Origin of the sequence: Nonomuraea solani, from assembly GCF_900108335.1 — a bacterium.
GTDB lineage: Bacteria > Actinomycetota > Actinomycetes > Streptosporangiales > Streptosporangiaceae > Nonomuraea > Nonomuraea solani.
The window spans coordinates 132,762-154,590 of sequence record NZ_FNVT01000006.1 but is presented as its reverse complement, the minus strand read 5'-3'; the positions used below and the strand labels follow the sequence as shown (position 1 = coordinate 154,590).

The window sequence follows — 21,829 nt, the reverse complement described above, 5'->3', positions numbered from 1 at the left end:
CCTCACCACCAGTTGTAGTCCACCGCGGCAGGAGCGGCCACCATACACGGTCCGTTATGAGCGTTATACGTTTTGTGTCCGGACGAGGGGCATGTAGGGGATGGGGAGCAGCAAGGGGGCGGTCATGAGCGACTGGACGTTCGAGGGGCAACCGGAGGCGCTGGGGGACACGGTCACGCTGGTGGAAGGCGGCTCGTTCTGCCTGTCCCGCCGCGACGGCGACATCGTGCCCGGCGGCGCGCTCGGCGTCTACCACGCCGACACCCGGCTGCTGTCGCGGTGGGTGCTGCGGGTGGACGGTCATCCGGTGGAGCCGGTGCAGACGATCTCGACCGCCCCGTACCAGGCCACGTTCGTGGGCAGGGGCCGGCCGCGGCCCGGCGCGGCGGAGAGCACGCTGCTGGTCGTACGGGATCGCTACGTGGGCGGCGGCCTGCGCGAGGACCTGCTGCTGCGCAACATGTCGCAGGAACCGGTCGGCTGCGTGGTGGCCGTGCACGTGGCGGCCGATCTGGCCGACCTGTTCGAGGTGAAGGGCGAGCGGGTCCATCCGGCCGCCGACGTGGAGATCCGGCCGTGCGAGTCGGGGCTGGAGGTGTTCTCGGCCTGCCGGGCCCGGGGCGCCAGGGTCCAGGTCGAGCCGCCGGGGACGCCCGTGGAGGCCACGCCGGGGCTGCTCTGCTTCTCGCTGGTGATCCCGCCGCGTGACGAATGGCGTACGACGCTCGTGGTCAACCCGATCATCGAGGGCGTGGAGAGCGCCGCCTGGTTCCCCGCCGACCACTCCGTCGAGCACGCCGGGCCCGCCCGCCGCCTGGCCGCGTGGACCCGCGACAGCCCGGAGGTGCGCAGCTCGAACCCCGGCCTCGTGGAGATCATGCGCCGCTCCCGCGAGGACCTGGGCAGCCTGCGGCTCTTCGACCCCGGCCATCCGGACGAGCCCCCGGCCATCGCGGCCGGCGCGCCCTGGTTCATGACGCTGTTCGGCCGCGACTCCCTGCTGACCTCCTGGATGGCGCTGCCCCTCGACCAGTCGCTGGCGCTCGGCACGCTGTTCCGGCTCGCCCGGCTGCAGGGCGTCAAGGTCGATCCCCTCTCCGAGGAGGAGCCGGGCAAGATCATGCACGAGGTGCGCTTCGGCATCCAGGGCGACTCCCCGTACCGCCGCGAGGCCTACTACGGCTCGGTCGACGCGACCCCGCTGTTCGTCATGCTCCTCGGCGAGCTGCGCCAATGGGGCCTGCACGCCAAGGCCGTCGAGGAGCTGCTGCCGCACGCCGACGCCGCGCTGAACTGGATCGACGAGTACGGCGGCCACGACGGCTTCCTGTGGTACCGGCGCAAGACCGACCGCGGCCTGGCCAACCAGGGCTGGAAGGACTCCCACGACGGCGTCACCTTCCGCGACGGCACCATCGCCCGCGCCCCCATCGCCCTGGCCGAGGCCCAGGGGTACGCCTACGCCGCCTACCTCGCCCGCGCCCACCTGGCCCACGAGCGGGAGGACGACGAGACCGAGCGGCGCTGCGTCCATCGGGCCCACGAGCTGAGACAGGCGTTCAACGAACGTTTCTGGCTGCCCGAGCACGGCTACTACGCCATGGGCCTGGACGGTGAGGGCCGGCCGATCGACGGTCTCGGCTCCAACATGGGCCACTGCCTGTGGAGCGGCATCATCGAGGAGGACAGGGCGGACCAGGTGGCGGCGTGCCTGATGTCGCCGGAGATGTTCACCGGGTTCGGGGTGCGCACGCTGGCCTCGTCGATGGGGGCGTACAACCCGATGAGCTACCACAACGGCTCGGTGTGGCCGCACGACAACGCCATCGTGGCCGCCGGGCTGATGAGGTACGGCTTCGTCGAGGAGTCCCAGCGGGTCGCGACCGCGCTGCTGGACGCCGGGCGGGCGTTCTGCGGGCGGCTGCCCGAGCTGTTCTGCGGCTTCGACCGGAGCGAGTTCGCGCAGCCCATCCCGTATCCGACCTCCTGCTCGCCGCAGGCGTGGGCGGCCGCCGCGCCCATCCACCTGATGCGCACGCTGCTGCGGCTGGATCCCTGGGTGCCGTACGGGAAGCTCTGGCTCGTCCCGGCCCTGCCGCCCGGGTTCGGCGACCTGGAGATCGACAATCTGCCCATAGCGGGTGGCCGGGTGAGCGTCCGCGTCCGCGACGACGGCCGGACACCCGTGGTGTCGTGCCTGCCGGAGGGGATCGAGTTGCATACCGAACCGCGCCCGCCGTGCAGCGGGGTCAGCGACCGTACCGACGGACTGGCGGCGTCGTGATCCCCGCGAGCGGCCGGCCGCTGCACATCGCCATGATCGCGCCGCCCTGGCTGGACGTCCCGCCCCGGGGCTACGGCGGCATCGAGGAGATGGTCGCCTGCCTGGTCAGCGGGCTGGCCGAGCTGGGACACGAGGTGACGCTGATCGGCGCGGGCCGTACGACGTTGCCGGCGAAGTTCCTGTGCACCTACCCGAACCCGCCCTCCGGCCGGATCGGCGACCCGCTGCCGGACCTCCTGCACGCCGCCCGCTCCCTGAACCTGCTCGCCGACCTGGACGCCGACATCGTGCACGACCACTCGCTGGCCGGTCCGCTGACGGCGGCGGGGCGCGGCGCGCCGACCGTCGTCACCTGCCACGCCGCCTCGCACGGCGAGCTCGGCGCCTGCTACCGCGAGCTGGGCGAGGGCATCTCCCTGGTGGCGATCTCGGACGCGCAGCGGAACCGGGCGCCCGACCTGAACTGGGTCGCCACCGTCCACAACGCGCTGAACGTCGGCACCTTCCCCTTCCGCGAGGACAAGGAGGACTGGGTGCTCTGGCTCGGCAGGTTCAGCCCCGACAAGGGCCCCCACCTGGCCATCGACGCCGCCCGTGACGCCGGCCGCCACATCATGCTGGCCGGCAAGCTGTCCGAGCCGCCGGAACACGCCTGCTTCGAGGAGTACGTCCGGCCCAGGCTCGGCTCCGAGGCCACGTACGTCGGCGAGGCCGACGCCGCGCTCAAGCGCGAACTGCTCGCCGCCGCCCGCTGCCTCGTCTTCCCCATCCAATGGGAGGAGCCGTTCGGCATGGTCATGATCGAGGCGATGGCCTGCGGAACGCCCGTCGTCGCGCTCGGCCGGGGCGCGGTGCCGGAGATCGTCGTGGACGGCCGCACGGGTTTCGTCGTCGAGACGGCGGCGGAGCTGCCCGCCGCGATCGAGGCCGCCGGACGGCTCGATCCGGCCGCCTGCCGGGAGCACGTCGAGCGGCACTTCAGCCTGGAGACGATGGCGGCGGCGTACGAGGAGGTGTACCGGCGGGTTCTCGCGGCGCCGGGGGATCACGCGCTCGACTGATTTTCCTGCAGTGACCCGTACGCCGAGGGCTGGACGGATTGTTGTCCGGCGACTGATCGCAATGCCGGGCGGCACAGGCGCACTGCGGCCTTTTACGTTCTGGTGACGTGGGCGGGCTGCCGTACTGGAGTCTCGAACGGGCTCCAGGAAAGGCGTACAGCAATGCGAAAGCTCGTGACCATCGCCGGGCTGGTCGTGACCATGGCGGGACTGCAGGCGGCCTTCGCGCTGCCGTCCCACGCGGACACACTCGTCAGTGCGACGCTGGGCAACCTCAATGTGTCGGCGGCGCCGGGCAAGGCGAACAACATCACCATCGACGCCACTCCCTTCGGCGCGGTGGTGATCAGCGACAGCGCGGACATCGTCCGCATCAGCGGCGGCGGCTGCGTCCAGCTCACCCCCAACTCGGTGGAGTGCAACGGCATCTTCCTCGTACGGGTGTTCGCCGGCGACCTCAACGACAACGTCCTCAACAACACCTCGGTCAGCACCCACATGCACGGCGACGCGGGCGTCGACACCCTCAAGGGCGGCGGCGGCACCGACCAGTTCTTCCCCGGGGTGGGCAACGACATCCTGTTCGGGAACGGGGGCAACGACATCTTCAACGCCGACCTCGTGGCCGACGGCGCCGACGACTTCTCCGGCGGTCCCGGCGTGGACGTGGCCGCCTACAACAACCGGGGCGCCGGCCTGACGATCACGCTGAACGACGTGGCCAACGACGGGGCCAGCACGGGCGAGGGCGACAACATGCGGGCGGACGTGGAGAACGTGTTCGCCGGGTCCGGCTCGGACACCGTCACGGGGAACGGGCGGCCGAACGAGATCAGGGCGGGACAGGGCTCCGACGTCCTGAACGGCCTGGGCGGCGCCGACGACCTGAGCGCCGTGGACGGCGTGGGGGGCAACGACACGCTCAACGGCGGGGCGGGCAGCGACATCTGCCGCTCGGACGCCGGCGACTCGGAGACCCTCTGCGAGCTCAACTGAGGCTCTGACGCGGAGACCCTCTGCGAGCTCAAGCTGAGGCTCTGACGCGTAGCTCACCCGACCGGCGACGCCATCACGCCGCCTGTCACCGCCCGCGCCGGTCAGCCGGCGCTGAGCCGGGCGTGCAGGCGCCGGGCCTGGCGGACCAGCTCGGATGTGCCCGGACGGTCCGCCAGCTCGGCCACCACCGGCAGTTCGCCCCGGGCGTCCGCCCACTCGGCGATCTCGGCCGCGAGGCCCACCACCCGGGTGTGCGCGCTCGTCGCCCGCTCGCCGGGGCCGGGCAGGTAGGCGGGCAGCAGGCCGGTCAGCACCTGCCACACCTCCCGGTGCGCGCCCTGCTCGGCCGCCGCCCTGAGCGCGGTGACGGCCGGGCCCGCGCCGCCCCGGCCGTCCCTGAGCAGGGCGGCCAGTCGCCTGCCCAGCTCGGCGCCCGGCAGATCGCCGGCGGCGGCCACGAACAGCAGCGGCCGCACGCCGTCGCCCTCGACCAGCGCGTACGCCAGCACCAGCGCCACCCCGGGCCCGCCGGGGCCGTGGGCCAGGGTCAGGAGCTGGAGATCGCGCCAGGATGGCCCGTGCGCCGGGGCCCAGCGCGCGGCCGCCAGCTCACGGTTCCCGGCGAACACGGTCAGGAGGTGCTCGAACGACTCGTCGTGCGCGTCCGGGACGGCCGGCGGCTCCACCTCCCGGTCGGTGAGCCACCTGTGGACCGTGCGCCCCGCCTCCCCGGTCAGCCGCGCCGCCCGGGCCGTCACCTCCGGCGTGACGGTGCGGGACAGCCGCAGCAGCGCCTGCCGCAGGTCCAGCGGCAGGGCGGTCACGCCGTCGCGCTCATAGCCCTCCAGCCGTTCGACCAGCTCCCCGGCCTCCAGCAGGCCGTTGTCACGGCTGGGCATGGCCAGCAGGTACGGCGGCAACCGGCCCGCCACCTGCGCCTGGTGGACCTCGGCGAAGCGGCCCAGCCGCATGGCCTTCCACAGGGAACTTCCCAGCACGTCCGGGAGACGCCGGGAGGGTGTCGTGCCCGGCTCGCGCAGCTCCTTGGCCATGGCGGCGGCCCAGTCGGCGACGCGCCACCACGGCGACCGGTCGTCGTATCGAGCGGCCAGCGGGGCCAGCTCGGCGGTGAGCTCGGCCCGGCCGTCCGCCATCAGCCGGACGAAACCGTCCAGCCAGCGCTCGGACCCCGCCCAGTCGTCTTCGGCCGGCTCGCTCCTGGCCAGCCGCCAGGCGTTGCCGGGCGGCGGCGTCATCCGGGCCGCCCGGGGCACCGGGGGCAGCGGCACCGGGACGAACGGGGCCGGCTCTTCCTCGTCGAGCGCCACGTCGCCGGAGGGCAGCAGCGCCAGGGTGTCCTTGATCGTCTCGATCGCCGCCGGGCCGAAGCGTCCGGCATGTGCGCGCACCAGCTTCGCGGCCCGCGTATCGGCGTCGCCCGACTCGCACAGCAGCGCGGCGGCCAGCGCGGGCGCGTAGGCGTCGTGGTCACCATCCGGCCCTTTGAGGACGCGGTCGAGCAGGGACAGACCGGCCCGTACGAGCTTGCCCTCGCTCCGGTAGAGCAGGCCCTCGATCGCCTCCGCCGGAGGGGTGACCTTCATCCGGCGCAGTTGCCGCAGCGCCAGCCCGGCGACGTCGGCCGGGGCATGGGACAGCAGCGCCACGTAGTCGCCGGCATGCGGCGCGGCCTCTTCGGGGGCCGGGTCGAGCAGGTCGTGCAGGCGTACGAAGAAGCGCAGGTCGGCGGCCTGACCGCCGCGCAGGAACCGGGTGCGGCAGCCGTCGAGCAGGGTGGCGCGCTTGATCCGGCCGTCGGCGGCCAGCGTGACGAGGGCGTCGGGCAGACGGCGGTCGTTCCGCAGCGTCCCGCCCACCCCTTCGGCCTCGAACAGCCTCGGCACCATGACGTCCAGCAGCGGATCGGCGGCGAGATCACCGCCGGCGGAGGCGATCCAGGCGAGCGTGAGCGGGTCGTGCTCGGGCGGCTCGGCCCCGGTCTCGCGCAGCAGCGCCAGCGCGAGCCGCACCCGCCGATCCTCTCCCCAGAACCGCGCGCCCCGCAGGCGCAGCGCCATCCGCACGGCGAGATCCTCCTGCCACGCGGGCGGTCTCACCGCGACGACCCGCAGGATGGGCGGAATGTCGTCCGCCAGGGGCAGGATCAGCTCACGCCGGTTGAGCCAGGCCGCCACGGCCGCGCTGCCCGCGAGGGCGCCCGCTCCGGCCACCCGCATCGACTCGATCCACCGCTCGCCCGCCGTCGAGCCCCGCAGATGACCGGGCAACTCCCGCGCCACCTCGCGGCGTTGGATGTCGTCATATCCGATCAACAGGTTCGCGACGGAGTGGAAGGCCCCGGCGTCGATGGCGTCGCGAACCCTGTTCCAGGCGCTGGTCATGATCGGGACAGTAGGGCGGCCCACCGACAGATCGGCCGCCACGAGGTGCCGCATGCACGAAACGTTGCGCGAGCACGACCGCGCCGTCAACGGTGTGAGATCGCCCGAAAGGCCGCTGAGCAGGCACGATGCCGGTAATCTCGAAATTTTCGCGGTAAGAGGCCGACCGGGGGCGGAGCCCTCGCGTGAAAGTTTCATCCGTGACCTCAGGGTTTCCCGCCTATTTAGTTTCATGGGTTGACATATCTCGTCGCGTGCCCCTTTCTCAGTGGCTACGAGGAAGGAGAGCGCGACATGTTCGTGCGCAAGCTCGCAGGCTCCGTCCTGCTCGCGGCGATGGCGACCGTTCCGGCGGCGCCCGCACACGCCGCGCGGGCGCTGGACGCGCCCGTGGCGGGCGGCGTCTACCAGCTCAAAGTGACGAAAAGCGGTATGTGCCTGGACGTGGTGGCCGGCTCCCAGGACAACGGCGCCCAGTTGCAGCAATGGGGCTGTTCGGGGTCGGCCTGGCAGCAGTTCACGGTCGTCTCCGCCGGGGCCGGGATCTACACGATCCGCAACGTCAACAGCGGCCGATGTCTCGACGTGCCCAACGGTGCCGCCACGTCGGGCCTGCGGTTACAGCAGTGGGGTTGCGGTGACGGCACCAAGGCCAACCAGCACTGGCGGTTCGTGGCCTCCGGCAGCGGGACCTACCAGGTCGTCAGTGCCGCCACCGGGCTGTGCATGAGCGACGAGGGCGCCTCGACCGCCTCCGGGGCCGCGATCATCCAGGAGACCTGCACCGCCAACACCAACAAGCAGTGGTTGTTCTCGTCCGCGTCGTCGGGCGCCAGGCCGACGGTGGCGGCGGACGGCAGCGGCACGTACCGGACCGTCCAGGCCGCCGTGGACGCCGTGCCGGCCGGGAACGCGAGCCGGGTCACGATCACCATCGCGCCCGGGACGTACCGGGAGATCGTGCGGGTGCCCTCGAACAAGCCCTATGTCACGCTGCAGGGGCTCGGATCGTCGGCGGCCCAGACTGTTATCGTTAACAACCATCACGCGGGCGCGTACGGGACCTCCGGCAGCGCCACCGCGTTCGTCGACGGCCACGACTTCGCCGCCACCAACCTGACGATCTCCAACGACTTCAACGAGGACCCGAACCTCACCGGCCACCAGGCGGTCGCGCTCAACCTGAATGCCGACCGGGCCCGGCTGACCAACGTGCGGCTGCTCGGCGACCAGGACACGTTCCTGGTCAACGACTCGACGCGGGCGTACGTCTCGAACTCCTACGTCGAGGGCACCGTCGACTTCATCTTCGGCGGCGGCACCATCGTCTTCGACAACTGCGACATCTACGAGAAGCGCAGCACCGGCGGCCCGATCACGGCCGCGAGCACGGCCGCGGCGAAGACGTACGGCTTCCTGTTCTACCGGTCCAGGATCGGCGGCGCCGCCTCGGCCGGGACCACCACCCTGGGCCGGCCCTGGCGCCCGGACGCCCAGGTGCTCTACCGCGAGTCCACGCTGAGCAACGTGATCAAGACCTCCCAGCCGTGGACCGACATGTCCTCGAACTCGTGGAAGAACGCCCGCTTCTTCGAATACCGGAACACCGGCTCGGGCGCCGGCACGAACGCCAACCGCCCGCAGATGTCCGACTCCCAGGCCGCGAACCACACCTCGCAGCGCTATCTCGCCGGGGCCGACGGCTGGAATCCCGTTGGCTGACCCCTTCCGGAGGATGACCATGCGTGTCCCGAACGTCTTTCTCATCATCACCGCCGCCGTCCTGGCCGCGCTCGGGCTGGTGTCCGCGCCCGCCCAGGCGGACACCCCCGTGGCGGGCGGCGTCTACCAGCTCAAAGTGACCAAGAGCGGCATGTGCCTGGACGTCGTGGGCGGCTCCCAGGACAACGGCGCCCAACTGCAGCAATGGGGCTGTTCCGGGTCGGCCTGGCAGCAGTTCGGCGTCGTGTCGGCCGGGTCGGGGATCTACACGATCCGCAACGTGAACAGCGGCCGGTGCCTCGACGTGCCGAACGGCGCGACCACCTCGGGCCTGCGGCTGCAGCAGTGGGGTTGCGGTGACGGCACCAAGGCCAACCAGCACTGGCGGTTCGTGGCCTCCGGCAGCGGGACCTACCAGGTCGTCAGCGTGGCCAGCGGGCTGTGCATGAGCGACGAGGGCGCCTCCACCACGGCCGGCGCGGCGGTCATCCAGGAGACCTGCAGCGCCAACACCAACAAGCAGTGGCTGTTCGGCGGGCCGGGCGGCGGCGACAGGACCTGGCCCAACACCGCCGACGGCTTCGCCGCCACCAGCGGCAGCGGCCAGAGCACCACCACCGGCGGCGCGGCCGGCCCCACGGTCACCGTCACCACCTACGCCGACCTCGTCAGGTACGCCACCGCCACCACGCCCTACGTCATCAGGGTCGACGGCGCCATCACCGTCTCCCCGTACGGCACCGAGATCAGGGTCGCCTCCAACAAGACCATCGTCGGCGTCGGCACGCGGGGCCACATCGTCAACGGCGGCTTCTTCCTCGCCGCGGGCGTCAGCAACGTCATCATCCGCAACCTGACCATCCGCGACACCCGCATGGCCGACGACGACCCGGGCGACGACGCCTACGACTACGACGGCATCCAGATGGACACCGCCCACCACATCTGGATCGACCACAACGCGATCATGCGCATGAACGACGGCCTGATCGACAGCCGCAAGGACACCAGCTACCTCACCGTGTCCTGGAACGTCCTGGCGGAGAACAACAAGGCGTTCGGCATCGGCTGGACCGAGAACGTCACCTCCCGCATGACGATCCACCACAACTGGATCCGCGACAACAACTCCCGCAATCCGAGCACCGACAACGTGGCCTACGCCCACCTGTACAACAACTACCTGCAGAACGTCACCGGCTACGGCAACTACTCGCGCGGCGCCACGAAGATGGTCATCGAGAACAGCTACTACCAGAACGTCAAGGACCCCTACTACCGCGACGACGCCGCCCAGCTCCGGCAGAGCGGCAGCGTCTGCGCCGGTTGCAGCGGGCAGCAGGAGACCGGCGGCTCTGCCTTCACGCCGGGCTCGTTCTACTCCTACACCCTCGACCCGGCCGCCAACGTGCCGTCCCTGCTCAGGACGTACGCGGGGCCGCAGGCCAACATCGGCACCTGATCCAGGTAAGGCCGTCCTCCGGGGCGGCCTTACCCCCCGCGTTCCCTGAGGTGTGCGACCGTATGACACGAATGTGATGACCTCGGGGAGGACGACCGTGAGCGGTGCGCGGCTGATCGAGCGCGTCCGTGGCCTGGCCGCGGGTGGCGACCGGGTGGTGATCGGCATCGCGGGCTGCCCGGGCGCGGGCAAGTCGACGCTCGCCGGCCGGCTGGTGGAGGGGCTCGCCGCCGCCGGGCTACCGGCCGTCTGGGTGCCGATGGACGGCTTCCACCTGGCCGACGTCGCCCTCGAAGCCCTCGGCCGGCTGGGCCGCAAGGGCGCCATGGACACCTTCGACGCCCACGGCTACCTGGCGCTGCTGCGCCGCCTGCGCGCCGAGACCGGCAACGTCGTCTACGCCCCGTCCTTCGACCGCGAGATCGAGCAGCCGATCGCGGGCGCCATCGCGGTCCCGCCCGGCACCCGGGTCGTGGTCAGCGAGGGCAACTACCTGCTCGCCGACGACGACGTGTGGCGGCGGGTGCGCGCGGCGATGACCGAGGTCTGGTACGCCGAGGTCGACGACGACGTCCGCCTCGACCGCCTCACCAGGCGGCACGTCCGGTTCGGCAAGACCCGCGACCAGGCCGTCCGCTGGGTCGCCGAGGTCGACGAGCCCAACGCCGCCCTCATCCGCGCCACCCGCGACCAGGCCGACCTCCTGGTCGACATCGACGCCCTGGACCTGACGGACGGTCACGCGGCCACGTGGTCGCGCGGGGCCGGCCGCTCCGGGTAGGGCGCGAGCTCGTCTGCTCCCGCACGTACGTGGCCGCCTTCCCACGGGCAAGCTGTTCGGCCGCGAATGATCGGTATAGCGTCGGGCGATACACCCCCCTTCCAAGGAGACGCAAACCGTGCGATCCCGGATCCTGGCCGCGCTGGCGGCCTCGATGGCCGTCGCGACGGCCCTCACCCTCAACACCGTTCCGGCCCAGGCGAAACAGGACGAGCTGCTGGCCAAGCTCACGGCCATCCCCGGGCTCACCGTGGTGTCGGAGACCCAGCCCACCGGCTACCGGTTCTTCAACCTGACCTACACCCAGCCGGTCGACCACCGGAGGCCGCGGCGGGGCACCTTCCAGCAGCGGCTCACCCTGCTGCACCGCTCGGCCGACTCGCCCGTCGTCCTCTTCACCGGCGGCTACGGGCTCCCGGTCAACCCCGGCCCGTCGCGCACGGAGGCGACCCAGCTCATCGACGGCAACCAGGTCTCCGTCGAGCACCGCTTCTTCCGTTCCTCGCGCCCCGCCCCGGCCGACTGGGACGACCTGACCATCTGGCAGGAGGCCACCGACGAGCACCGCATCGTCCAGGCGCTCAAGACCATCTACGCCGGCAAGTGGATCCAGACGGGCGCCAGCAAGGGCGGCATGACGTCGGTCTACCACCGGCGCTTCTACCCCGGCGACGTGGACGGCGTGGTGGCCTACGTCGCGCCGAACGACCCGGTCAACCCCGAAGACCGCACGTACGACCGGTTCTTCGCCCGGGTCGGCGACGCCTCCTGCCGTACGGCGCTGGAGAACGTGCAGCGTGAGGCGCTCAAGCGGCGCGACCGGATGGTGGCGCTGCTGGAGCGGGACGCCGCGGCCAACGGATACACCTTCACCAGGACGCTCGGCACCGCGGACCGCTCGTTCGAGATGACGATCCTCGACACGGCGTGGGCGTTCTGGCAGTACCTGACCGTGGCCGACTGCGCCTCGGTGCCGCCGGTGACCGCCACGGACGCCGAACTGTACGCCTGGATCGACAACGTCGCCTTCTTCGGCTTCTACACCGACCAGGGCCTCGACTACTACCTGCCGTACTACTACCAGGCCGCCACCCAGCTCGGCTGGCCCGCCCTGAAGTTCCGGCACCTGCGCGGGCTGACCCGCTACCCCGGCCTCTACCAGCCCAACGGCCTGCTCCCGGCCGAGCTGCGCTCCCGGCACGACCCGTGGCCGATGCTCGACGTGGACCACTGGGTCCGTACGAGGTCGGAGCGGATGTTGTTCGTCTACGGCGAGAACGACCCGTGGAGCGCCGAGCGGTTCACCCCGAGCGGGCGCGACTCCGCTCTCTACGTCGCGCCCGGCTCCAACCACGGCGCCAGCATCGCCCGCCTGTCGCCGGCGGACCGCGCGGCGGCCACCGACACGCTGCGCCGCTGGGCGGAGGTGTCGCCGGCCAGGCGGATGCCGGCGGCCGCGCCTCTGCCGCTCGACGACATGCTGCCCGACCGCCGCACCCGCTGACCAGGAAAGCCCTGGCCGTGGCCAGGGCTTTTCTTTACCGGACGCGGGGCTCGGCCGGCCGGTGCGGGGGCAGGTCCGTGGTCGGAATGTCCCCATGCATCGCACCAGGAGATGACCGTGGCCGCAAAGGGCAGCGCAAGAGTGTCGAAGAAGTCGAGCAGCCAACCGTGGCTGCACGTGGACGGCAGCGAGATCCAGGAGTACGGCACCGTACGGACGTGGCCGCTCGGTCTGTCCGACGAGGCCAGGAACTACTCCTGCGGCCGGCTGAACCAGATTCTGGCTGATACCCAGATCCTCTACGCCCTGTACAAGAAGCACCACTGGCTGATGCGCGGCCCGACCTTCTACCAGCTGCACCTGCTGCTGGACAAGCACGCGGACGAGCAGCTCAAGCTGGTGGACGAGCTGGCCGAGCGGGTCCAGACGCTGGGCGGCATCGCGGTCGGCGACCCCCGGCACGTCGCCGAGATCACCTCGGTCCCGCGCCCGCCCAACGGCGCGGAGGAGGTTCCGGCGATGTTGTCCCGGCTCATCGAGGCGCACGAGACGGTGCTCATCGGCGCCCACGAGGCCGCCGCGCGGGCCGACGAGCTGGGCGACGACGGCACCAACGACCTGCTGGTCTCCGACGTCATCCGGACGGGGGAGCTCCAGGTCTGGTTCCTGGTCGAGCACCTCGTCGACACCCCGCTCATCGACGTGTCGGGCAACGGGCACACGAAGCCACGCAGGTCACGCACCGCCAAGTGACTCGTCCAGCCGGGCCGGATAGCCGGCGGGCAGCGCGGGCAGCCGCCAGGGCTCGTGCACGTGGCCGTCGGGCACGTCCGCCAGCTCCGGCACGTACCGCCGCACGTACTCGCCCGCCGGGTCGTACCGTCTGGCCTGGCGGAGCGGGTTGAAGGCGCGGTTCGGCCGGGTGTCGTTGCCGGTGCCGGCCACCCACTGCCAGTTGCCGGAGTTGTTCGCGACGTCGCCGTCGAGCAGGTGGTGGAAGAAGTGCCCGGCGCCGTCGCGCCAGTCGAGGCCGAGACACCTGACCAGGTAGGACGCCACGATCAGGCGGGCCCTGTTGTGCATCCAGCCCTCGGCGAGCAACTGCCGCATCCCGGCGTCCACGATGGGCAGCCCGGTCATGCCGGCCCGCCAGGCGTCCAGCGCGTGCCGGTCGTGCCGCCAGTGCCGCTCCCGGCGGCGGTAGTTCTCGCGGTTGATCTCCGGGAACGCGTACGTCACCTGGTGGTGGAAGTCCCGCCAGCACAACTGCCGCACGAAGTCCGCGCCGCGCGCCGCCCGCCCGGCCAGCTCCAGCGGCGACAGACAGCCGAACCGCAGGTACGGGCTCAGCCGCGAGGTACGGTCACCGGCCAGGTCGTCGTGCCCGTCGCCGTACCCGTCGAGCTCCCGCCGCAGCCACAACTTGGCCCGCTCCCGCGCCGCCGTCTCACCCCCGCGCGGCCCGCCACGGCGCTCGTGATCCGGCAGCCGCCCCGCCGCCAGCCCTGAAGGCAACGAGATCCGGTCCGGCGGCGGCAGCACCGGGCGCCGCCCGTGGCGGGTCCACGCCCGCCAGTAGGGCGTGAACACCCGGTAGTGATCGCCCCCGCCCGAAGGGCGCAGCGCGTCAGGGGGCACGACCGTGACGCCGGGAAAGCGCCGGAACGCGATCCGCTCCTTCTCGAAGCGCTCCTCGCGCCGCCGGGCCAGCGAGCTGACGTCGGCGCCGGCGCAGATCGTCTCCGCCCCCGTCTCTGCCGCCACCTTCATCGTCTCGCGCACGACGTCACCTTGCCGTACGACCAGATCGCCGCCACGCTCACGGAGCGAGCCGCGCAGATCGGCCAGGCACTCGGCCAGGAACCCGGCCCGAGCGCCGGACGGAACGGCCGGATCCAGCACGAACAGCGGCACCACGTGATCGGCCTGCTCGCAGGCGGCGCTCAGCGCCGGATGGTCGTGGACCCGCAGGTCCCGGTTGAACAGCACGATCGCCGTGGTCATCGGCCCATTCTCGCCCGCCGGCGGGCCGGTGGGGGGAGGCCGTGCGCCCGGCGCGTCACCCTGGTGGAAGATGGTCGAATGTCCCCGATCACCCACGCCGTGCGGCACGTCCCCTGGGACCTGCCCGAGACCCGTCCCGCCATGGCCGACGCCGCGGACCGGCGGCCCGGTCTCGCCCTGACCAGCCGCTCCCTGTGGCGCGACGGCCGCCGGTGGATTCCGGTGACGGGCGAGCTGCACTACAGCCGCCTGTCCCGGAGCCGCTGGCGGGAGGCGCTGCGGCTGATGAGGGCGGGCGGGATCAGCGTCGTGTCCACGTACGTGTTCTGGATCCACCACCAGGAGCACCAGGACCGGGAGCCGCTGTTCGACGGCGATCTCGACGTGGCCGCGTTCGTGCGGCTCTGCCGCGACACCGGCCTGGAGGTGATCGTCCGGGTCGGGCCGTGGTGTCACGGCGAGGTGCGCAACGGCGGCCTGCCCGACTGGGTGGAGCCGGCCCGCCGCGACGACCCCGCCTACCTGGCGAAGGTGCGGCGCTGGTTCGGGTCCTTGGGACGGGAGCTGGGCGGGCTGTGCGGCCCCGGCGGGCCGATCATCGGCATCCAACTGGAGAACGAGCTCTACGACCAGCGCGACCACCTCGTCACCCTGAAGGGCCTCGCCCGCGAGTCCGGCCTGCACGCCCCGCTGTGGACGGCCACCGCCTGGGGCAGCGCCGACATCCCGGTCGGTGAGGTCTTCCCCCTGTACGGCGGCTACGCCGACGGCTTCTGGGTCGACACCGCCGACGGCTGGCACGACTCCTTCCGCACCCACTTCCACTTCTCCCACCAGTGGGACGACCCCGGCATCGGCAAGGACCTGGCCGGCGACAAGAGCACGGGGATCCCCGGGGCCAAGCACCCCGACTTCCCGGCGGCCACCTGCGAGCTGGGCGGCGGCATGGCCACCGCCTACCACCGCCGCCCGTGGCCGTCGGGGGCCGACATCGCCGCCGTGGCCCTGTGCAAGCTCGGCAGCGGCTCGGCCTGGCAGGGCTACTACATGTACGCGGGCGGCACCAACCCCCGCCCCGGCCTGCAGGAATCCCACGCCACCGGCTACCCCAACGACCTGCCGGAGTACAACTACGACTTCCACGCCCCGATCGGCGCCCACCTGCAGACCCGCGACAGCTTCCACCTGCTGCGTAACCAGCACGCCTTCCTGGCGGCGTTCGGGGACCGGCTGGCGGGCATGAACGCCACCATCCCCGGGGCCCTCGACGTGCACGACCGGGAGACGCTGCGCTGGTCCCTGCGCTCCGACGGGCGCGCCGGGTTCGTCTTCGTCAACACCCACCAGCCGCACGACCCGCTGCCCGCCCACCCGGGCGTGCGCTTCGACGTCACGCTCGACGAGGCCCGCGTGGTGTTCCCGCACCGGCCGGTGGACCTGCCCACCGGCACGTTCGTGTGCTGGCCGGTCCGCCTCGGCGTGCGCGGCGTCACCGTCAACTGGGCCACCATGCAGATCCTGACCCTGCTGGAGGGCGCCGACCCGGTGCTGGTGCTGGCGAAGGCCGACGGGGTGCCCGGACACCTGTCGCTGCCGGCCGGGTCCCGGGTGAGCGGGCATCCGGTGCTGGAGCGGGACGGCGAGGTCGTCCTGGAGGACCTGCCGGGCGCGCGGAAACCCCTCACGGTCGAGACGCCGGACGGGGCGCGGCTGCGGCTGCTGGTCCTCGACGCGGCCGACGCCCGGCGCGCCTGGACGCCGGGCGGGCGGCTCGTGCTCTCCGAGGCCGGCATCGTGGAGACGGAGGACGGGGGACTGGCCGCGATCTGTGCCGGTCCCGCCACCGCCGAGCTGTTCGACGGCGACGCCTTCGAGCGGTACGACCTCGACGGGCCGCGCGAGCCCGTCCCGGTGAAGGTCGTGCGCACGGCCGAGGCCACGCCGCCTCCCGCGCGGCCGATCACCGTCCCGGGCCGGGCCTCCGCTCCGGACGCGGACACGCTCGCCGCCTGCGCGGCCCGCTACACGATCACCGTGCCCACCGGCGGGCTGGCGGGTGAGCGGGTGCTGCTCCGCCTCGACCTGGTCGGCGACGTCGCCGTCGCGAGGATCGGAGACCGTACCGAGGATCTGTTCTGGGACGGCGCGCCCTGGGACATCGACCTCACCCCGGCCGTCGGTGCGCCGACCGTCGAGGTGGAAGTCCTGATTTATCCCCTCGACGCGGACACGCTGGTCCGGCTGCCGGAAAGAGCGGAGGAGCAGCGGAAGGGGCTGAGCGCGCACATCGTCTCGGCGACGGTGATCGACCACCGGACCGTGCCGGTCACTCCGCCGGATCGTCGTAGCTGAGGGTGACGATGCTGAGGGCCTCAAGGCGGTGCCGGAACTCGCCGGAGAGGCCGGCCAGCGCCATGAACGCGCCCGGGGTGGCGTTGACGTGCTGCTGGGCGACGACGATGGCGGCGATGCCGTTGGAGTCCCAGAACGTCATGCCGTGTAAGTCAAGGACGAGCCGGCGGTCCTTGTCGCCGTCGAACGTGGTGCGCACGGCCGCCGTGACGTCGGCGGCCGTGTCGTAGTCGAGGTGACCGGCCAGCCGCAGGGTGGTGTGGCCGTTCTGGTCGTGCCGCGTGAGCTGGAAGGGCGGGCGGCCGGGGAGCGGGAGGAGGAAGCCCACGCTGACGGTGGTGCCGGCGGGGCTCTGGCCGGCGGCGTAGCGGTCGCTGAGCGAGCGGGCGATCCACAGGCCGTGGCCGGGCTCGTACGGCCAGGCCGGGGTCTCGGACCGGGTGGTGGTGATGCCCGGGTCGGTGACGTGGCAGTACAGCACGCCGTTCTCGGCCCGCATGACCATCCGGCCCGTGCCCGAGCCGTGCAGGACGACGTTGGTGGCCAGCTCGTGCACGATGAGCACCAGGTCGGCGGTGCGGCCCTCGGGCAGGCCCGCCCTGGCCGCGTGTGCTTCCAGCGCGGCCCGCAGCGCGTACAGGGAATTGCGGTCGAAGAGTTGGTCGAGGATGGCCGGAGCGCCGGGGGAGCGTTGGGTCTCCCGGCACGGCGCCGACGGCCGCCGGTCATCCATCGGTGATCACCAGTCTGGTGCCGGGCACGTCTGAGGCGCCCAGCAGGAGGAATCGCGAGCTGATGGAGGGGCCGCAGTGCAGGACGGCCTTGCGAGTGGAGGACAGGCTTCGGGCGGCATCAATGATCATGCGAGCGCAATACAGGTCGATGAACGACAGTTCCGCCATGTTAACGCTGATGTCGCCTTCGAGGCGGATGGCTTCGCTCAATGCGAGCCCGAGCGCGCTCTCGGCGGACCGGTCCAGGTGCCCGGCCAGCCTGATCCCCGGCGGTGCGTACTGACGGCAGATCCGCAGCAGCGGGTCGTGGTGATAGGTGGCCGCGGCGACGGAACGGGTGTGGTAGCCCGAGATCGAGGCCAGGGTGACCGGGTCGAAGCGCGCGCGGTCGTACTGGCACAGGACCGCGGCGTTCGTGCCCGCCAGCGTGGCGGCCATCTCCTCCTCGAACGCGGGCAACTGCTCGATGCCGCTCACCGGCTGTAATGCCCAGCTCATGTCGAGCGCCACTCGCAGCGCGGGATAGCCCTCGCCCGCCGAGCGCGCCAGCCGGTCGCGAAACCAGTGCATCGCGCGATCCACCGCGAACGCCTGCCCTTCGAGCAGCCCCTCCTGGCACGTCATGATGATCATCCGTCCCGCCGCGGCGGCCTCGCGGGCGACGATGCCACGCCGTCCCAGCTCGGCCAGCCTCCGCTGCGGCTCCTCTGCCAGCCAGACGACCTGCTGCCCCGCTGCCAGGCCGTCACGTACGAATGCCGCGGTGAGGTCGAGCAGCTCCTCCGGCTCGCCGTACGTCAGACAAGCGTGATCTTCGATGGTCAGATCCGTGATCTGCGTTTCAGCGCCGACCGTCACTCACGCCACCTTTCGAAAGCGGTCACCTCCCGGAGCCCGCAGTACCGCGGACCTCACAATAGTGATCAAGCGGCCGGAACGCGGGTTCCGACCCTTGGGGCCTGTCTTGCTTCCCCCGGCGCGGCAAAAGATGCGCGTCAGAGTTTTACGGTCTTTATGGCCTCCAGGGCAGCACCTTGCCGAAGCGGACCAGCTCGCCGTAATACGCGGGATCGGCGTCGCCCAGGGCCAGGTCGAGCAGTGGTACGGCGGCCCGGTCGGGGGTGGGCGCGCCAGAGACGTCCCACCAGAGGGCCGAGGTGGGCGTGTTGATCATGCCGGGGCAGGTGGAGGCGAGCAGGATGCCCCTGCGGGCGTCCTCGGCGCGGCGCTGCTCGGCGAGGGCGCGTACGGCGGCGACCTGGGCGATCTTGGACGGGATGTTGATGAAGCCGGGCCAGGCGCCGGGACGGGCGCTGCCGTCCTTGACGGCGTCCCGCCAGGCCGCCACCTGCTCGTCCACCTCCTCCAGGGACGTCAGCCCGTCGAAGCGGTCGTGCAGCACGGGGGCCAGGTGGTGCAGCGTGCCCAGCGAGCTGGCGACCACGATCAGCCGGCCGCCGTCGCGCAGCAGCGGCGCGAAGGCGCGCATCAGCCGGGTGGTGCCGAAGTTGTTGACCTGCGTGTAGGTGTCCACGATCGCGCCGGGGTCGTCGGCGGGGCCGATGCGCATGACGGCGTTGCCGAACACGACGTCGACGCCGCCGTGCCGGTCGCGCAGCAGGCCGGCGAGCCGGGCGGCGGCCTCCGGATCGGCGACGTCGAAGACCTCACCACGGACGCGAGCACCCGTAGCGGGCGCCACTGCGGCAGTCTGGCCTGCTGAGGCAGCCTGGGCTTTTTGGGCAGTTTCGGCCGCTTGGGCCACGCGGGTGGCGTCGCGGCCGGTCAGGTAGACGGTGTCCGCGGCGTTCATGCGCCGGGCCAGTCCCTGGACCAGGGCCAGGCCCAGGCCCTGCGTCGCGCCGGTCACCAGGGCCACTCGGGGTGTCATCATGCGCCCAGGTTAGAAACGGTCGGGGCCATGCCACCAGCGAAAGTTTCTCAACTCTGATATGCGTAAATGTCATGGCCCTCACCGACGCATCGCTCACCGCCCTGCGGGTCTTCCGCGAGGTGGCCGAGCGCGGCACGCTCACCGCGGCGGCCACGGCACTCGGCTACACGCAGTCAGCCGTCTCCCGCCAGATCGCCGCACTCGAACGGGCGGCGGGCGCCCCGCTGCTCGAACGCCGCCATGACGGCGTACGGCTGACGGCGGCGGGCCGGATCGTGCTGCGCCGCGCCGCCGCCGTCGTCGACCAGGTGGACGCAGGGGCGCGCGAGCTGGCCGGACTGCCCGGCGAGCCCGCCACGGTCCGCCTCGGCTGGTTCGCCAGCGCGGGCGCCGCCCTGGTCCCCGAGGCCTTGGCGGCGCTGCGCCGTACGCATCCCGCCATCACCGTCACCACCAGGGAGGGCAGCACACCGGCGCTGGCCAGGGCACTGCGCGCCGGCACGGTAGACCTCGCGGTGCTGGCCTCCGTCCCGCCGTTCCGCCCGCCCGACACCGAGCAGCCGGCGCTGGAGCTGCGGACCCTGGCCGAACGCAGCCTGCGCGTGGCCGTGGCGGCCGGCCATCCGCTGGCCCGCGGCGACTACATCGACGTCGCCGACCTGCACGGGCAGCGCTGGATCGCCAGCCCGGAGAGCAACGGGATGGGCGCCTGGCCCGGCCTGGACGAGCGCCCCGAGATCGCCCATGCCGCCCGCGACTGGCTGGCCAAGCTCGGCCTCGTCGCCGCCGGTCAGGGCCTGACCACGGTCCCCGTAACGCTCGCCCCCGCGGTGCCCGATGGGGTCCGTGTCCTGCCGGTGCGCGGCGGGCCCCAGGAGCAGCGCCGCCTCCTGCTGGCCCGCCTGCCGGGGCCGATGCCGGAGCCGGTGGCCCACCTGGCACAGGCACTGCGCCGCGCGGCCCTCTAGGGTCTCTGACCGGCCTCGTCCACGACGCCCGCCGTCACCAGGGCGCTCCAGTGGTGGATCTCACCCTTGGCGTAGGGCGTCATCGGGTCCTGGTGGTCCTTGACGACGACGGTGCGATAGCCCAGGTACTCGTAGGTCTTCGGGTTGACGAAGATCTCGTCGCGCAGATAGCCGTCCAGGACGTGGTACAGGGTGATGCCCTGGCGCTTGAGCAGGTCGGACGACTTGGCCTCGTACCGGACGCCGGGAATCCGCGCCATGGCGCCGTACATGGCGGCGCGGAGCCGGGCCGGCAGCGCGGCGTCCCCCATGCCCATCGCGATGAGCTGGAACGCCCACCGGTCGCGGTCCTGCGAGGTGAAGGGGGTCAGTGACTCCTTGACCGCGCGCTCGGTCTCCTCGGGCGTCTTGCCCGTGACCTTCGCCCGTTCCAGGACCCGTTGCCGGATGGACTCACGGTTCCTGGCGTTCTCCGCGTCGACCGTCTCGTAGACCCGGGCCAGCAACTGCCCGGGGTCGGTCGGCAGGGCGAGGAGATAGGGGTAGGTCACCTCGAACTCCGACCCCTTGTAGATCTTGAGCTTGCCCTCCTCCATGGCGGCGAACGCCTTGTCGTTGAGCCGGCGCCACATCTCCCGGGTGTTCGTCACCTCCGGCGCGCCGCGCAGCCACTCGCCGCCGTCCACCCGCGTCTGGGCGTTCGCGGTCTTCACATAGCCCCACTGCTCGGACTCGGCCGTCCATACGGGCTCGCCGGCCGCCAGGACCGCCGCGTTGCCCGCCAGGTCGGCGGCGTTCGCCACCGGGCGTATCCGCAGCTCGGTGACGGTGGTGGACGGTCGTGCCAGGGGGGTCTCCTTCTTCTCCGGGGCGGTCTGCGGAAAGACCGTCACCGCCACGGCGAGCAGCGCGGCGGCGGCCCCGCCGGCCAGGGACAGCCCCCACACCGGCCGGACACGGCGGGTCCGGGGGCGGCGCATGTGGGCGTTCAGGCGGGCACGGGCCCGTTCGACGCTCTCCGGGGCGGGGTCCGGCATGGCGTCGTGGCGGTGGCGCAGTTCCTGCAGTTCTTCCATGGTTCAGACCCCCAACGTCTTCCGCAGCTTGGCTCTGGCCCTGTTCACCCGGGATCCGACGGTGCCTGTCGGGATCTTCAGGGCGAACGCCACCTCCGTGTAGCTGAGCCCGGCGCAGGCCACCAGCAGCAGCGCGTCGCGGTCGCCCGGCGACAGGCTCCGCAGGCCGCGGGCCAGGCGGGGGCTGAGCTGCTCGGCCGTCACCCGATCCGCCACGCGGTCGGCGTGACTCTCGACGTCGTCGCGGGCCGCCGAGCGGCTGAGGGCGCGGTAGAGCCGCAGTTCGCCGCGGCGATGGCGGCCGATGAGGTTGGTGGCGATGCCGTACAGCCAGGCCCTGGCCTCGGAGCGGGTCAGGTCGTAGCGGTCGCGCTGGTCGAAGGCGGCCAGGAACGTCTCGGCGGCCACGTCGTCGGCGGCGCTCGGCCCGAGCCGGGCGGCCACGTAGCGGTGGATCGCGGTGAAGTACCGATCGAAGATCATCGAGAACCATTCGGGCTCGTGGCGCGACTTCTCGATGACCAGCGCGTCGTCCGGTTCCTCGGCCAGCCGTACGGCGGGGTGGGAAGAAGGGTCATGCATCCGGCGC

The 21,829-nt window shown here is 72.0% G+C and carries 17 protein-coding genes; 10 read left to right on the top strand and 7 right to left on the bottom strand.

Going from position 1 to position 21,829, the window contains the following annotated elements; all coding sequences use genetic code 11:
* Positions 1–124: 124 nt before the first annotated feature.
* The 3 genes from C4V41_RS23565 to C4V41_RS65360 all read left to right on the top strand — a co-directional run bounded on the left by C4V41_RS23565 (position 125) and on the right by C4V41_RS65360 (position 4,341).
* Positions 125–2,284: an amylo-alpha-1,6-glucosidase gene (locus C4V41_RS23565; protein ID WP_103958375.1), complete on the top strand. Its 2,160-nt coding sequence runs from the start codon at positions 125–127 to the stop codon at positions 2,282–2,284.
* A complete protein-coding gene (locus C4V41_RS23560; RefSeq protein WP_235030339.1) occupies positions 2,281–3,345 on the top strand; it encodes a glycosyltransferase family 4 protein in 1,065 nt (354 codons plus the stop codon). The genes C4V41_RS23565 and C4V41_RS23560 overlap by 4 nt, the downstream gene beginning before the upstream one ends.
* 162 nt (positions 3,346–3,507) lie before the next feature.
* Positions 3,508–4,341, top strand: a complete 834-nt coding sequence (locus tag C4V41_RS65360; RefSeq protein WP_103958091.1) for a calcium-binding protein — start codon at positions 3,508–3,510, stop codon at positions 4,339–4,341.
* Between the two features lie 101 nt (positions 4,342–4,442).
* Here the strand turns inward: C4V41_RS65360 and C4V41_RS23550 are convergent, their stop codons facing one another.
* The gene (locus C4V41_RS23550; RefSeq protein WP_103958090.1) at positions 4,443–6,797 is read right to left on the bottom strand and encodes a DUF6493 family protein; all 2,355 of its coding nucleotides are present in this window, start codon (positions 6,795–6,797) and stop codon (positions 4,443–4,445) included.
* A gap of 240 nt (positions 6,798–7,037) precedes the next feature.
* Here C4V41_RS23550 and C4V41_RS23545 point away from each other — a divergent pair, with 240 nt between their 5' ends.
* The 5 genes from C4V41_RS23545 to C4V41_RS23525 all read left to right on the top strand — a co-directional run bounded on the left by C4V41_RS23545 (position 7,038) and on the right by C4V41_RS23525 (position 12,965).
* Positions 7,038–8,465: a pectinesterase family protein gene (locus C4V41_RS23545; protein WP_200824165.1), complete on the top strand. Its 1,428-nt coding sequence runs from the start codon at positions 7,038–7,040 to the stop codon at positions 8,463–8,465.
* Positions 8,466–8,484: 19 nt separating this feature from the next.
* The gene (locus C4V41_RS23540) at positions 8,485–9,927 is read left to right on the top strand and encodes an RICIN domain-containing protein (protein WP_103958372.1); all 1,443 of its coding nucleotides are present in this window, start codon (positions 8,485–8,487) and stop codon (positions 9,925–9,927) included.
* 97 nt (positions 9,928–10,024) lie between these two features.
* On the top strand, positions 10,025–10,708 hold the full coding sequence (locus tag C4V41_RS23535) for a nucleoside/nucleotide kinase family protein (RefSeq protein WP_235030338.1): 684 nt from the start codon (positions 10,025–10,027) through the stop codon (positions 10,706–10,708).
* A gap of 118 nt (positions 10,709–10,826) precedes the next feature.
* A complete protein-coding gene (locus C4V41_RS23530) occupies positions 10,827–12,212 on the top strand; it encodes a S28 family serine protease (protein WP_235030337.1) in 1,386 nt (461 codons plus the stop codon).
* Between the two features lie 111 nt (positions 12,213–12,323).
* Positions 12,324–12,965 carry a Dps family protein gene (locus tag C4V41_RS23525; RefSeq protein ID WP_103958088.1) on the top strand — a complete coding sequence of 214 codons (642 nt, stop codon included), beginning with the start codon at positions 12,324–12,326 and terminating at the stop codon, positions 12,963–12,965.
* On the opposite strand, the gene C4V41_RS23520 is transcribed toward C4V41_RS23525, so the two are convergent.
* Positions 12,948–14,216: a cryptochrome/photolyase family protein gene (locus tag C4V41_RS23520; protein WP_103958370.1), complete on the bottom strand. Its 1,269-nt coding sequence runs from the start codon at positions 14,214–14,216 to the stop codon at positions 12,948–12,950. The two genes, C4V41_RS23525 and C4V41_RS23520, sit on opposite strands and share 18 nt — an antisense overlap.
* Positions 14,217–14,294: 78 nt before the next feature.
* On the opposite strand from C4V41_RS23520, the gene C4V41_RS23515 reads away from it, so the two are divergent.
* Positions 14,295–16,568: a beta-galactosidase gene (locus C4V41_RS23515; RefSeq protein ID WP_160150367.1), complete on the top strand. Its 2,274-nt coding sequence runs from the start codon at positions 14,295–14,297 to the stop codon at positions 16,566–16,568.
* Here C4V41_RS23515 and C4V41_RS23510 read toward each other — a convergent pair.
* The 3 genes from C4V41_RS23510 to C4V41_RS23500 form a co-directional block, all read right to left on the bottom strand.
* On the bottom strand, positions 16,543–17,301 hold the full coding sequence (locus C4V41_RS23510) for an ATP-binding protein (protein ID WP_103958086.1): 759 nt from the start codon (positions 17,299–17,301) through the stop codon (positions 16,543–16,545). The two genes, C4V41_RS23515 and C4V41_RS23510, sit on opposite strands and share 26 nt — an antisense overlap.
* Entirely contained in the window at positions 17,294–18,160 is an 867-nt protein-coding gene (locus C4V41_RS23505; RefSeq protein WP_103958085.1) for an MEDS domain-containing protein, read from the bottom strand. Before C4V41_RS23505 ends, C4V41_RS23510 begins: the two co-directional genes overlap by 8 nt.
* A gap of 154 nt (positions 18,161–18,314) precedes the next feature.
* Positions 18,315–19,196, bottom strand: coding sequence for an SDR family NAD(P)-dependent oxidoreductase (locus C4V41_RS23500; protein WP_103958084.1), 882 nt, complete (start codon positions 19,194–19,196; stop codon positions 18,315–18,317).
* Between the two features lie 71 nt (positions 19,197–19,267).
* On the opposite strand from C4V41_RS23500, the gene C4V41_RS23495 reads away from it, so the two are divergent.
* Positions 19,268–20,164 carry a LysR family transcriptional regulator gene (locus C4V41_RS23495; protein WP_103958083.1) on the top strand — a complete coding sequence of 299 codons (897 nt, stop codon included), beginning with the start codon at positions 19,268–19,270 and terminating at the stop codon, positions 20,162–20,164.
* Here C4V41_RS23495 and C4V41_RS23490 read toward each other — a convergent pair.
* Positions 20,161–21,240 (bottom strand): hypothetical protein, encoded by a 1,080-nt coding sequence (locus C4V41_RS23490; RefSeq protein ID WP_103958082.1) that lies wholly within the window; start codon positions 21,238–21,240, stop codon positions 20,161–20,163. The two genes, C4V41_RS23495 and C4V41_RS23490, sit on opposite strands and share 4 nt — an antisense overlap.
* 3 nt (positions 21,241–21,243) lie before the next feature.
* Positions 21,244–21,822: an RNA polymerase sigma factor gene (locus C4V41_RS23485; RefSeq protein ID WP_103958081.1), complete on the bottom strand. Its 579-nt coding sequence runs from the start codon at positions 21,820–21,822 to the stop codon at positions 21,244–21,246.
* Between the last annotated feature and the right edge of the window lie 7 nt (positions 21,823–21,829).